This is a genomic window from Hafnia alvei, from assembly GCF_964063325.1.
GTDB lineage: Bacteria > Pseudomonadota > Gammaproteobacteria > Enterobacterales > Enterobacteriaceae > Hafnia > Hafnia alvei_B.
The window spans coordinates 1,433,969-1,447,472 of record NZ_OZ061315.1 but is presented as its reverse complement, the minus strand read 5'-3'; the positions used below and the strand labels follow the sequence as shown (position 1 = coordinate 1,447,472).

General features: G+C 52.1%; 13 protein-coding genes. 3 read left to right on the top strand and 10 right to left on the bottom strand.

Annotated elements, in window-relative coordinates; genetic code table 11:
- Positions 1–82: 82 nt before the first annotated feature.
- The 9 genes from cysA to AB3Y96_RS06825 form a co-directional block, all read right to left on the bottom strand.
- Positions 83–1,177: a sulfate/thiosulfate ABC transporter ATP-binding protein CysA gene (gene cysA / locus AB3Y96_RS06865; protein WP_063585598.1), complete on the bottom strand. Its 1,095-nt coding sequence runs from the start codon at positions 1,175–1,177 to the stop codon at positions 83–85.
- Positions 1,174–2,052, bottom strand: a complete 879-nt coding sequence (cysW, locus tag AB3Y96_RS06860; protein WP_046449816.1) for a sulfate/thiosulfate ABC transporter permease CysW — start codon at positions 2,050–2,052, stop codon at positions 1,174–1,176. The genes cysA and cysW overlap by 4 nt, the downstream gene beginning before the upstream one ends.
- Complete coding sequence (gene cysT / locus AB3Y96_RS06855) at positions 2,052–2,888, bottom strand: sulfate/thiosulfate ABC transporter permease CysT (protein ID WP_175421593.1); 837 nt, start codon at positions 2,886–2,888, stop codon at positions 2,052–2,054. The genes cysW and cysT overlap by 1 nt, the downstream gene beginning before the upstream one ends.
- Before the next feature lie 2 nt (positions 2,889–2,890).
- A complete protein-coding gene (locus AB3Y96_RS06850) occupies positions 2,891–3,895 on the bottom strand; it encodes a sulfate ABC transporter substrate-binding protein (protein WP_367298808.1) in 1,005 nt (334 codons plus the stop codon).
- Positions 3,896–4,115: 220 nt separating this feature from the next.
- Positions 4,116–5,015, bottom strand: a complete 900-nt coding sequence (locus AB3Y96_RS06845; RefSeq protein WP_046449813.1) for a Dyp-type peroxidase — start codon at positions 5,013–5,015, stop codon at positions 4,116–4,118.
- Between the two features lie 222 nt (positions 5,016–5,237).
- A complete protein-coding gene (locus AB3Y96_RS06840; protein ID WP_367298807.1) occupies positions 5,238–5,822 on the bottom strand; it encodes an RpoE-regulated lipoprotein in 585 nt (194 codons plus the stop codon).
- A gap of 128 nt (positions 5,823–5,950) precedes the next feature.
- Positions 5,951–6,418, bottom strand: coding sequence for a DUF2919 domain-containing protein (locus AB3Y96_RS06835; RefSeq protein WP_367298806.1), 468 nt, complete (start codon positions 6,416–6,418; stop codon positions 5,951–5,953).
- Positions 6,419–6,495: 77 nt separating this feature from the next.
- Positions 6,496–6,921, bottom strand: coding sequence for a GNAT family acetyltransferase (locus tag AB3Y96_RS06830; protein ID WP_025800759.1), 426 nt, complete (start codon positions 6,919–6,921; stop codon positions 6,496–6,498).
- A 91-nt stretch (positions 6,922–7,012) separates the two neighbouring features.
- Entirely contained in the window at positions 7,013–10,129 is a 3,117-nt protein-coding gene (locus AB3Y96_RS06825) for a beta-galactosidase (RefSeq protein WP_367298805.1), read from the bottom strand.
- A 203-nt stretch (positions 10,130–10,332) separates the two neighbouring features.
- Between AB3Y96_RS06825 and amiA the strand changes: the two genes are divergently transcribed.
- From amiA to AB3Y96_RS06810, 3 genes are all read left to right on the top strand, one after another.
- Positions 10,333–11,205 (top strand): N-acetylmuramoyl-L-alanine amidase AmiA, encoded by an 873-nt coding sequence (gene amiA / locus AB3Y96_RS06820; RefSeq protein ID WP_367298804.1) that lies wholly within the window; start codon positions 10,333–10,335, stop codon positions 11,203–11,205.
- A gap of 120 nt (positions 11,206–11,325) precedes the next feature.
- Positions 11,326–12,243: an oxygen-dependent coproporphyrinogen oxidase gene (gene hemF, locus AB3Y96_RS06815; protein ID WP_367298803.1), complete on the top strand. Its 918-nt coding sequence runs from the start codon at positions 11,326–11,328 to the stop codon at positions 12,241–12,243.
- Complete coding sequence (locus AB3Y96_RS06810; protein ID WP_025800755.1) at positions 12,243–12,698, top strand: YaiI/YqxD family protein; 456 nt, start codon at positions 12,243–12,245, stop codon at positions 12,696–12,698. The genes hemF and AB3Y96_RS06810 overlap by 1 nt, the downstream gene beginning before the upstream one ends.
- 14 nt (positions 12,699–12,712) lie before the next feature.
- On the opposite strand, the gene AB3Y96_RS06805 is transcribed toward AB3Y96_RS06810, so the two are convergent.
- Complete coding sequence (locus AB3Y96_RS06805) at positions 12,713–13,504, bottom strand: phosphate/phosphite/phosphonate ABC transporter substrate-binding protein (protein WP_367298802.1); 792 nt, start codon at positions 13,502–13,504, stop codon at positions 12,713–12,715.

Below are 13,504 nucleotides of genomic sequence, written 5' to 3'. Positions count from 1 at the left end.
GTAATGCAAAAGCAGAGATGTTGAAGGGGCATAATCTAAATCCCCGCCCTTCGAAGAAAAGGACGGGGAGAGGCCAAAGGGTCTAAGCACTTTTAGCCAGCGCTACCGGTTGCAAGGGCGTATCGCCCGCATACAAGCGCGCATTCAGCCCACCCACAAAATATCGACCACCGCGTTTGGGCGCCTGTGTACCATTGCCTTCCAGCATCACCACGCTGATAGGTTCAGGATGCCAGCCCTGCGGCTGCACGGTAAGCTGCCAATAGTGTCCGCGTGGACTCACTTCCAAGACCTGAACGGGTAACGGACAACGTGCATTAGCCTGCAAGCTGACTTCCATTTCCCACGGGCGCAGGAACATATCGACTTTGCCTTGATGCAACGGCGAAAAGGCCAAAGGCCAATGATGTTCACCGATGTAAATCTGCGAACCACGAATTTCGCCATCGACTTTATTCACTTCGCCTAAAAACTCCAGCACAAATCGGCTGGCAGGTTCACGCCACACGTCGTCAGGCGAGCCAATTTGCTCAATATTCCCTTGGCTCATCACCACGATCTGATCCGCCACTTCCATGGCTTCTTCCTGATCGTGAGTCACAAACACGCTGGTGAATTTCAGCTCTTCATGTAACTGACGTAACCAGCGGCGCAGCTCTTTACGCACCTGTGCATCCAGTGCGCCAAACGGTTCATCCAACAGCAAAATTTCAGGCTCAACGGCTAACGCGCGCGCCAGAGCAACGCGCTGCTTTTGTCCACCGGAGAGCTGGGAAGGAAAACGATCGGCCAGATGGGCAAGCTGAACCATTTCCAGCAACTGTTCCACTTTCTGTTTAATCGCCGCCGTTGACGGACGCTCGCGGCGCGGCAGCACCGTTAAGCCAAAGGCTACGTTATCAAACACGCTCATATGACGAAACAGGGCGTAATGCTGGAAGACAAAACCCACACGGCGATCGCGCGCATGCAGACGGCTTACGTCATTACCGTTAAAGCTGAGCTGTCCGCCGCTCTGCCCTTCTAAGCCGGCAATAATTCGCAGCAGCGTGGTTTTACCCGACCCCGATGGGCCAAGCAGCGCCACCATCTGGCCAGACGGAATGGTCAGAGAAATGTCGTTCAGGACTTTGGTACGGCCAAAGTATTTGTTGACCTGTTTAATCTCAATGCTCATTTCACGTCCTCCCGCGCAGCGTGAACCACCTGTCGGTTCAAGCGCCATTGCAGCATATTTTTCAAGAACAACGTTACAATCGCCATCAGCGTCAACAGCGCAGCGGCGGTAAACGCCCCGGCGGTGTTGTAATCCTGATGCAGCAATTCAACCTGTAGCGGCAGCGTATAAGTTTCACCACGTATCGAACCTGAAACCACCGACACCGCACCAAATTCACCAATCGCACGCGCGTTAGTCAGCACCACGCCATACAACAGCGCCCAACGGATATTCGGCAGCGTCACACGGCGAAACATCTGCCAGCCAGAAGCCCCCAGCAGCACCGCCGCTTCATCTTCGTGACTCCCTTGGCTCATCATCACCGGCACCAGCTCGCGAACCACAAACGGACAGGTTACAAATACCGTGACTAACACCATGCCCGGCCACGAGAACATCAGTTGAATGTCATGCGCATCCAACCAGCCACCCAATGGACCGTTCGATCCGTAAAACAGTAAATAGAGCAGCCCCGCCACCACCGGCGAAACCGCAAAAGGAATATCAATCAACGTCAGCAACAGCTGGCGACCAGGAAACACAAAGCGCGTGCACAGCCATGCCAGCAGCGTACCAAACACCAGATTGACCGGAACCGTAATCAACGCCACCAGCACCGTAAGCCAAATCGCATGCAGCATGTCGGGATCGCTGAGATTCTTCCACACCACGCCAGCGCCTTCAGAAAACGCCAAAGCAAAGATTGAAATCATCGGCACCAGCAACAACAGCACCGAAAGCAGCACGCCGCTGCCGATCAAAAACCATTTCAACCAGTCGATCTTGGGGCGCAGTTGTTGGCTGTTGCCTTGCCATGCAGATAAGTCAGCCATTAATGCCCCCCAATACGTTTGCCGAAGCGGCTTTGCAACGTGTTAATGCTAAACAGCAGCAGCAGCGATGCCGCTAAGATAACCGAGGCAATCGCGCTCGCCGCCGGATAATCAAATTCTTGCAGGCGGATAAAAATCATCAGCGACGTCACTTCCGTCTTCCATGCAATATTGCCCGCAATGAAAATCACCGCGCCAAACTCACCGAGGCTACGGGTGAACGACAGCGCGGTTCCCGCTAACAGCGCAGGCGCTACTTCGGGAAACACCACTTTGCGGAAGCTCTGCCAGCGTGAAGCGCCTAGCGTCTGCGCGGCCTCTTCATACTCAGGCCCGAGTTCTTCCAGCACAGGCTGCACGGTACGCACCACAAACGGAATGCTGGTAAAGGCCATCGCGACGGCAATGCCGAGCCATGTGAAAGCGACTTTAATATCAATCATCGCCAGCCATTGCCCATACCAACCCGTAGTCGAAAATAAACCTGCCAGCGTTAACCCGGCCACCGCCGTTGGCAAAGCAAACGGCAGATCCATCAGCCCGTCCAACAGGGTTTTCCCAGGGAACTCGTAGCGCGTCAGGATCCATGCCATCAGCATGCCAAATATCGCGTTGAATACGCTGGCAACGCCCGCCGCCAGCAAAGTCACTTTATAGGCGGCCACCACCTGTGGGTTGGTGATCACATCCCAATACTGCTGCCACGTCATCTGCGCGAGCTGCATAACCAGCGCGCTTAACGGCAACAACAAAATTAAACAGGTATACAGCAGGCTACTGCCCAGACTCAGGGTAAAGCCGGGCAAAACCCTTTTCGGTGCAGCGCGAGACAACAACATTACCGGTGCCCTTCTGCTAACAGTTGGTCAAGCTCACCGCCGGTGGCGAAGTGCGTTTGCATCACTTTCGGCCAACTACCAAACTGATCCTCAACGCGGAACAGCTTGGTTTCAGGGAACTGCCCTTTGGCCGCAGCCATCGCCTGTTTGTCATACACGCGGTAGTTGAAGCTGGTGATAATTTTTTGTGCCTCAGGCGAATAGAGATAGTTCAAATAGGCCTTAGCGGCTTTTTCGGTACCGTTACGCTCAACATTTTTATCCACCCACGCAACGGGGAATTCCGCCAGAATATCGACCGGAGGAACTATCACCTCATAGCCCGCGTCACCGTACTGTTTTTGAATGTTTTTCACTTCCGATTCAAAGCTAATCAGCACGTCGCCCAAATTACGTTCTACAAACGTCGTCGTGGCACCCCGGCCGCCGGTGTCAAAAACTTCTACGTTGCCAAGAAAACGTTTCATCCACTCGCGGCTTTTGGCCTGATCGCCACCATCGCTCAAATTCGCTGCGCCCCATGCGGCAAGATAGGTATAACGCCCGTTACCCGAGGTTTTTGGATTAGGGAAGATCAGTTTCACATCGCTGCGCACCAGATCGTTCCAATCATGGATCTGCTTCGGGTTTCCCTTACGCACTAAGAACGCCATGGTGGAATAGAACGGTGAGCTGTTATTCGGCAGGCGTGCCTGCCAGTCTGCGGGGATCAGATTGCCGCGATCGTGCAGGATCTGCACATCGGTCACCTGATTGTAGGTCACAACATCCGCACGTAGCCCCTGCAAGATAGCCAAAGCCTGTTTAGACGAACCCGCATGAGACTGCTTGATGGTCAGCGCAGGATTTCCCTCTTTCTGCCATTGCGTTTCAAAAGCCGGATTAAGTGCGGTAAACAGCTCGCGAGAAACATCATAAGAGCTATTCAGCAGTTCAGCCGCCGGCGCTCCGCCAGAAATCAGCAACGTCGCCAGCGTCCATCCTTTGAGCTTATTCAGTTTCATCGTTCACCTTCAGTCAGTCTGTGAAAACGACCACGCATGTCGTCTTTATGACTGTTAGTGTATTTATAACTAGAGGCTAACCTGTAACGGTTTTATATATCGTTTGGGACTCAGAAAGCATCAAACGCTATAAGGCATTTTAGAATGGCGGTGTGAGGGAGAAATTAAGGATGAATGTGAGAAAAATAACCGCCCGCGGAAGCAGGCGGTTTGATATGGATTACAGCGACATCAAGCGATCTAACGACGGCGCAAAGTAGTAGCTACCGGTTACCGCTTTACTGAAGCGCAACAGCTGATCGCGCTTGCCGTCTAAGTCACCAAACATGCTCAGCAGCTGTTTTTCGATATTATGCAAACGGCCACAATACGCGATAAACATCAAACCATGTGCGCCGCTTGCGGTGCCGTATGGCAGGCTTTGACGCAAAATTTTCAGGCCTTTGCCATCTTCGCTCAGGTCAACACGGCTAACGTGTGAGGTATCTGGGCGTGATTCTGGATCGAGCTCTTCGCTGTCGTGCTTAGTACGACCGATAATCTGCTCTTGTTGCTCAGTGCTGAAACGACCCCATTGCTTAAGGTTGTGCTCCCAGCGCTGCACAAATACGTAGCTACCGCCCGCATCGGCGTCGTCATTGCCGATAACGCCCACGATAGGACGCTGCTCGTCTTTCGGGTTTTCGGTGCCGTCAATAAAGCCGCTCAAATCGCGCTCTTCAACCCAGCGGAAACCGTGCACTTCTTCTTCAACGTGAATGCTGTTACCAAAGGCAGCCAGCGCGGCCTGAGCTAAAGAGAAGTTAATATCATGGCGTAAAGACTGAATGTGGATCAGCAGGTCACGCTGGGTTGCCGGAGCTAAACCTTTGCCGAGTGGGGTAAAAGGTTTCAGATCTGGAGCGCCAACGCCTGCGGAAAGATCGCGCCAAACATCGTTACCGAAAGCGATAACCGCGCCTAAACGTTCCTGAGGATATTGCGCTTGCAGCTCTTCCAAGCTTTTGACAAAGGCTTTGCATCCCTGACGTACTGCATCAAGATCGCCTTGCACCATGGCTTCAATAAAAATACCAAAACGACAATGCTCTAATAAAATACCGCTTTGTGGCTGAGACATTAAACGTCATCTCCCTTTTTGACTGATTTGCCGCACTCAAAGCTAACGTCGTTCACTTCAGCGCGATTTAATTGCGCGTAGTTTACGCTATGCCGAGGGCGTTGCCTTGCTAAAAAGCAAGAATTCAGAACAAAAAAGAGGTATTTAGTCAGGAAAAGCGCCGGTTTTAAACATTCAAATCGGCGCTTTCAAAAGGCAGGCTGTCACGTAGAACGAAAGAATTTAGATCGCGTTGGCGTGCCAAACAATCTGCGTAATCTTCCAATTTTTCAGCGTATCGTCAGACGGCATTAAGCCTTCTGGCCCATGCCATTCACCGCTGAACAGATAGCTCACGTGGCGGCTCTCTTTGGCCACGCATTCCACGTCATTGGCGTTATCGCCCTGACCTTTCTGGCACACGCCATAGGCTTTCTCATAAAGATCGCTAAACGGCGTGCCTATTTTTACGCCCCATGCCGTTTTAATCGCGTCGTTTTCAACGTTAACGCGTTTCACGGTGCCTTTGTCGTCGCCGCTGATGGTCATCACCAGCGTGTCGCCGTCCAGCGCCTGATAAAACGAGGTGACGGTTCCGTTACGCGTGCCCATACCAGAACGCAGGCGATAATCATTATCTAACGCCTTATTGATATCGGCTTCGTTTAGCGGCGTGCTGGCATTGATACCTGCAACGCCCATGTCGCTCACCTCTACCGAGCTACCAAACCAGTTTAGCGGTGACAAGCTGGACCATGACATATGACTCATCGTAGAGCAGCCCGTTAATAACAACGGAACTGCCAACAACAGAGGACGAAAATTCATGCGAATGCTCCTTGGTATCGAGTCGTGGTCAGCACGCCCGAAAAAGTTTATCTGGCTGGTTGGAGTGCACATCGAGGAAAAAGTGCCGAAAACTTTTCCCTAATTTCACCTAAACGCGTCATCCGCGCCTAGGTCTCGGGTTTAAATGATTCGCTGATCTTGAAACTATCACTCAGACGGGAATTAAACAGCAAATAGGCCACCGCCAGCAGATCCAACAATAAAATAGCTAAAGAGAGCAACGTGACATCATTGCTGTTGGTCCAGAAAGGCACGGCCTGTAGCCCCATTTGCGCCAGCGTAGTGAGGATTAAAATCCAACGCCAGCTTTTCCAAAGGCCTTTCCATAAATGACGTCGCCCGCTCAATAAAAAGCCCAAAGCGGCCGGAAGACCAACCAGCATTCCACTCCAAAATAAACCGCGATCGGGGTAAAACAGCGCCAACAAATCGGCGCCTTGCTGGCGCGATGACCCCGCTACCACAAACAAAAACCAGGTTTTAGCCTGTAATATCAAAACCAGCCAAAACGCCCACGGTAAGCGCAACATGCCGTGGGTATTAAAATCATCAGGGGAATAGGTGCGATGGAGCATAGCCACTCATAAGAAATAAACTAGACGTTTCAGCTCGTTATCGTGTTTTAGCAAAATAACGAGCCCAGCAAGCGCGATCAGTATTCGTGATCTTCAATCAGTCTTTTGCTCAGACACAGCGTGTCCTGCGTTTCGTAGTCCAGCTTCTCATACATGCCGATAACCGCATCATTTTCTTCACTGACCAAGATTTGAATCTTTGGACAGCCGCGGGCGATCAACTTTTTCTCTAGGCGACTAATCAGCGCATTGGCAATGCCACGGCCGCGAAAATCAGGGTGAACGCCCAAATAATACGCCGTGCCACGGTGGCCGTCATAACCGCCCATGACGGTCCCCACCACCTCACCGCCGACCTCTGCGACGAGAAACAAATCCGCGTCGTGATTGAGCTTACGCTCAATATCCGTTTCCGGATCGTTCCACGGGCGCAGCAGATCGCAGCGCTCCCATAGAGTAGTAACTTCTTCAAAATCAGCTTGTTTAAAAACGCGGATTTCCATGATTCTGACCGTAATTATTTGTATTAATACCTAATTATCGCCGGAATCCTTCGATACGCAACGAAAAAGTTATCTTACTGTTTCCATGGGCTTATCCAACGGATGCTGGCATATCGGCGAACCAAACCAGCGAATAGCAATAATGCGGATCGCTGAGCAGGAAATCTGGGCTCACGCTGGGGCTCCATGAATCATCCCCGCCAACGCCCATATGAAAGCCATCAATGTTAACCCATACGCCCTGTTCTTCATGTAATCGGTGCTGATGAGAGGTTTCCATCAGCTGTCTCTGGCTGAATCGACTCAGGCTAAAATGGAAATTTCCCAGCCATTGCCAGTTGCCAAATTCCAGCTGGCGCGTATGACAGCGCAGTCCATTTTCGCTAGGGAAAATATAAGGGGTATGCAGTTCAGCAAGCGGTAACGTCCAGCGCCCGTGCTGCGCGGCAAGCTGCCGATCAGGGTAGTTTTCGTGTGGGCCAAGCCCCAGCCATGTGGCATCTGCCACCACTTCAGCGACCTGACAGCTTAAGCCAATGCGTGCAGGTGCGGGTATGCCGTGGGCCACATCCACCTTCACGGTGATATGCAGCTTGCCCTGACGATCGACAAGATAAGTTTTTCGACTGATAAACAACACCGCTTGCTGGCTATGGTAAGCATGCTCTGTCGTGATTTGAATGCCTTGAGAAACTACATCCGCAGTCAATTGCAACAACTGAACGTCCAATGCGTACATGCCCGCTTTCTTCCAGCGTTCAACCCACGCGTTGGGATCGATGCGCGCCACTTCACTCACGCCAATATCGTTATCCAACGGCGCACGCGTAAAGTTGTCTTGCAGCGGTGTTAACAGCGTGGCTTTGCCAGCCTGCCACCACTGTTCAAGAAAACCGGTTTGGCGGTTAAACTGCCAGCGCTGATCCTGCCAAATAACGCAATACTCATCGCCAGACATCTCCAAGCGAGGCGCTATGCCGCACGCTTCATCAGCCGTAGGAAGAGCGAGTGGCTGCGTCAACCGCCACTGATCCCACGCGCAGCGGTGATTTTCCTCAGACCACGGCGTTGCTTCACGCTGACGTACTTCTACGTTAAGCCACAGTTCACCTGAAGACGTTACCTCAGGCATCTCGCCTAACACGATGTGCTGCGAAGCCTCCGCCAACAGATTGAGCGCGATACAGCCCGTCGCCAGAATATTTCCATCCTGCGCGACGTTCCAAAATAGCTGTTCGTTATCGCTGGTTCGAAACAGATATTCGCTGGTGATTTCTACGCTGAGCGGGTTTTGTTCGACCAACCGGAACTGGAAAAATTGCTGCGCACGCTGGGCTTCAAACAACGCTGGATGCGGCGTTCTGTCGGGGAACACTAAACCATTCAGACAAAACTGGCGATCGTTTGGCGTATCACCAAAGTCTCCCCCGTAGGCCCAATACGCTTCGCCTTTTTCATCCACTTTAGTCAACGCCTGATCGACCCAATCCCACACGAAGCCACCCTGCAAACGCGGATACTTACGAAATGCCTGCCAATAGCGATCAAATCCACCCAAGCTGTTACCCATCGCGTGGGCATATTCACACAGGATCAGCGGACGCGCTTCGTCCGGCAGCCCCACCCACTTTTTAATTGACCATTTGGGTACGGTTGGGTGCGGCTGATCCTGCTCCACACGCGCATACATCGGGCAAAGAATATCGGTGGCGGCAGTATTGGCACCCCCACCTTCATATTGAACGGGCCGAGTCGGGTCGTTACTTTTTACCCAGCGATAAAGCGCATCATGATGACAGCCGTGGCCAGATTCGTTCCCTAGCGACCAGATAATTATCGATGGATGGTTACGATCGCGCTGCACCATACGCGTCACGCGTTCGCTCATCGCATTAAACCAAACCGGATCGTCACTTAACCGATTCATCGGGATCATGCCGTGCGTTTCGATATTGGCCTCATCCACCACGTACAATCCATATTGGTCACACAGCCGATACCACCGCGGATGATTGGGATAATGGGAACAGCGCACTGCATTAAAATTGTGCTGCTTGAGCAAAATAATATCGCGGCGCATGGTTTCTTCATCCATCACCTGTCCCTGCTCAGGATGGTGCTCATGACGATTGGCGCCGCGTATCAGCAAGGGCTTACCGTTCAGTTTGAGCTGCCCATGGCTGATTTCTATCTGCCGAAACCCAACGTCATAGGCTTCAACGTCAACAACGCCGCCCTGCTCGTCACAGAGTGAAACCACCGCACGATAGAGATGAGGTTCTTCCGCACTCCACAACAGAGGTTTTTTCACTCGCAAACGCAGCGTGGTGCGATCGTTATAGGCTCCACGCTCATCCACAACATCACTGCCGATAGCCTGCTGATGTTCGGCAACGCAGCGATCGTTTCGCCATAGCTGTACGCGGGCATAATAGCTCGGTTCAGGACGATTCAGCCGCACCAAAACCTCAAGATCGGCGTGATAAAAGCCGGCTCCCAAATGCGTACTAATCTGAACATCGCACAGGTGTGTGGCAGGTTTATGCAGCAGCGTCACATCACGAAAAATACCGCTCATGCGCCACATATCCTGATCTTCAAGATAGGTACCGTCGCTCCAACGTAGCACCAACACCGCCAGCCGGTTTTCCCCGGTATGCAATGCATGGGTGAGATCAAACTCGGCGGGCAGGCGGCTATCCTGCGAATAGCCAATCCATTGACCATTACACCAAAGATAAAAAGCAGAATTTACGCCGTCAAAAATAACCCGTGTTTGCCCCTGCTTCAGCCACGCGTCATCCACGCTAAACGCAAGCGAATAACACCCCGTTGGGTTTTGCTGTGGCACAAACGGAGGATTGACCGGGATCGGATAGGTGATGTTGGTATAGATAGGTGCATCATAGCCCGCCATTTGCCAGTTAGACGGCACCTGTAACGCATCAGCCTCGTCTAAATCCGCATGCAGCCAAGACTCTGGCACCTGTTCAGGTTGGTTAAAATAGCTAAATGCCCAGACGCCATTCAGTGAAATCCGCTGCAACGAAGGCCGATCGTTTTGCGCATCCTGCGTGTTGCGCCAGCTATTAAAAGGCGGATGGGCCGGTAAACGTCGATATTGCGTGCAAACAGGGTTTTCCCAGTCACGACGAGAAAGAACAACAGACAGCGAGTTAACAGCGTTATCAGCAGAATTAGATTTCATCGCGATGGCCTATGCATCTTCAATATCGAATAGAACATCAAAATGAATAACAAACACAGCGCTGTAAAGCAGTAAAGTACCGTTCTATGAACAGCCTCAAACAAGGTAACAGTTCGAAATAGTTCTCAACTCGATCATTGCGGCTGCGACGCGTTACTATTCAGCCTCTGTTTGTTATCAATGGCTAATGAATCATTCATCACATGAAGAATTTCTCCCACTTCCGTTTATTGCCTAAATATACTTCCCGTCGTCAGTTCCTCCTGTCTGGATTGGCGGCAATGGCGCTGGCGGGAAGTAAAGTCGACACGGCCTCCGCCAGCAGCACAGCCTTGACGGCAAAACCGGCAAAAAAAGCACCGGGCGCACGCAAGGTCATCATGCTTGATCCGGGTCACGGCGGTATCGACCCTGGAGCGGTGGGGCATCAAGGAGCCAAAGAGAAACATGTGGTGTTAGAGATTGCCCACTACGTGCGCGACCATCTGCGCGAACATGGCAATATTGACGTTAAAATGACGCGTGAAGATGATTTCTTTATTCCGCTATATAAGCGGGTAGAAATTGCCCATCAGCATCAGGCCGATCTGTTCGTCTCTATCCACGCCGATGGATTCACCAGCCCAACCGCATCGGGCGCATCGGTGTTTGCCCTCTCCAACCGCGGCGCAAGCAGCACGATGGCAAAATATATGTCGCAGCGTGAAAACGATGCCGACAAAGTGGCAGGGGCTAAATACGCCGATGAAGATAATAATTATCTTCAGCAGGTGTTATTCGATTTAGTGCAAACCGACACCATCAAGAATAGCCTCACGTTAGGCCGTCACCTGTTAGACCATATTAAACCGGTGCACCATCTGCACAGCCAGCATACCGAACAGGCCGCATTTGCAGTTTTAAAATCACCGTCGATCCCCTCTGTGTTGGTTGAAACTTCGTTTATCACCAATCATCAGGAAGAACAGCTATTAACCTCAACGGCCTTCCGCCAGCAGATTTCGCAGGCTATCGCTAACGGCATCATGAAATACCTCGACTATTTCGATGCCCACGAGCGTCGGCGCCCGAGTTAATTTGGCAAGATAACGTGGGAAGTTAATCCCACAGAGAAGCCCCGTTTTCCGCTATACTGGCGCCCTTATTTGCATCATTAGATGCATTTTATTTCATTGAGCAATGTAGCGGAAAACGTCATGAGCAAGCCTTCTTCTGCGCAGGTAAAAGCTTTTTTGCTGAACCTGCAGGATTCTCTTTGTCAGCAAATTGCTGCCGCCGATGGGCAATCTGCGTTTCGTGAGGATAACTGGCAGCGCGAGGCCGGTGGTGGCGGACGCAGCCGGGTACTGACTCAGGGTGCCGTATTTGAGCAGGCCGGCGTCAATTTCTCCCACGTTACCGGCGGGCAACTCCCGGCCTCAGCCACCGCACACCGTCCTGAATTAGCCGGACGCAGTTTCGAAGCGATGGGCGTATCGTTAGTGATCCATCCGCTCAATCCTTATGTGCCCACCAGCCATGCTAACGTGCGTTTTTTTATCGCTGAAAAAGAGGGCGAAGAGCCCGTATGGTGGTTTGGCGGCGGTTTCGATCTCACCCCGTTTTATCCTTTCAAAGAAGACGTACTGCATTGGCACCGCACCGCACGCAATCTGTGTCAGCCGTTTGGCGAAGAGGTTTATCCGCGCTATAAAAAGTGGTGCGATGAATATTTCTTTATCAAACATCGTCAAGAATCACGCGGCGTGGGTGGCCTGTTCTTTGACGATTTAAATACCCCTGATTTCGATCGCTGCTTTGATTTCATGCAGGCCGTGGGAAACGGTTTTAACGCCGCCTATCTGCCTATTGTGGCCAAACGCAAAGACACCCCCTTCGATGAACGCGAACGTCAATTCCAGCTGTATCGTCGTGGCCGCTATGTTGAATTCAATTTGGTATGGGATCGCGGTACGCTGTTTGGCCTGCAAACTGGGGGAAGAACCGAGTCTATTTTAATGTCGATGCCGCCGCTGGTTCGCTGGGAATATGATTTCCACCCTGAGCCAAATTCACCAGAGGCCGCGCTTGAGCGTGATTTTTTGCCGGTTCAAGACTGGCTAAAGGAAGAGTAATGTCAGAAGCAAAACAAATTTGGGTCGATGCCGATGCCTGCCCAAACGTGATCAAAGAGGTATTGTTTCGCGCCGCCGATCGCGTCGGGATTTTTGTCACGCTGGTCGCAAACCAAACCATCCGCACCCCGCCATCGCGCTTTATTCGCAGCCTGCGCGTTGAAGCCGGTTTTGACGTTGCGGATAACGAAATTGTGCGCCGCGTCAATCCCGGTGACCTAGTCATCACCGCAGATATTCCTTTGGCAGCCGAAGTGTTGGAAAAAGGCGGCGTGGCGTTAAATCCTCGCGGCGAGCTTTATACCGAAGCCAACATCAAAGAACGCCTAAACATGCGTGATTTTATGGATACCATGCGCGCCAGCGGTGTACAAACCGGCGGCCCTGCCACGCTGCATCAGCGCGATAGACAAGAATTCGCTAACCAGCTCGATCGCTGGCTGCAAAAACGCTAAGTTCGCAAAAGATATTACAGCCGCGTCACGCCTAGCGCGGCTGCCCGCAGTTTCATATCGGTACAACGCTGATATTCATGCAGGGATATTGGGCTAAAGCCGCTAATCAATAAACGCGATCGCACCGCCGCCATCGACGGATCTTCCACCATTTTTTTCAGCGCACGGCGCAAACGCAGCAAACGCGTTTCATTTCCCGCCGCGGTAATTAACGGCAAACCGGGTGCCGGTGGCGTTTCGCCAATAATCTTCAAACCACTCATACATTGCGGCTCTGCTTTTTGCAGCAGCGCCAGCGTCACGCAGTCAATGGCGGCAATATCGGCGTCGCCCTGTTTAATCGCCAACAGAGAGGCACGGTGCGATCCGGTCTGTAACGTGCTGGCAAAAAAGCGTCCATGATGCGCCAAGGGTGCAATCACCGAGCGCAACGCATTGTAGCCGGACTGGGAATCCTCGCTGTTATACGCCGCTTTACGGCCTAAAAACGAACCAATATCGGCACCGGCGTCCTGTTTTCTCGCCACTAAAAAACTACGATAATCGTTACCTTCACACCCTGGGGCGCGATAGCGGAAAACGCCCACCACATCGACTTTTGCACTCAATGTTTCCTGTAGCGGATAGCCGCAGGTTTGGCTGAGCAATAAATCAGGCTGCTGCCAATGCGCATAGAGATCGTCCGGCCAGCACAAATGGGGCGGCAAATCATCTTCGCCCTCCTGCGCCAACCAGCGAGAAAGCCCCTGCCAGAGCAGCTCTACATCATCGCGATTGATTCCATACATCGGCAACGAAACCCGCAT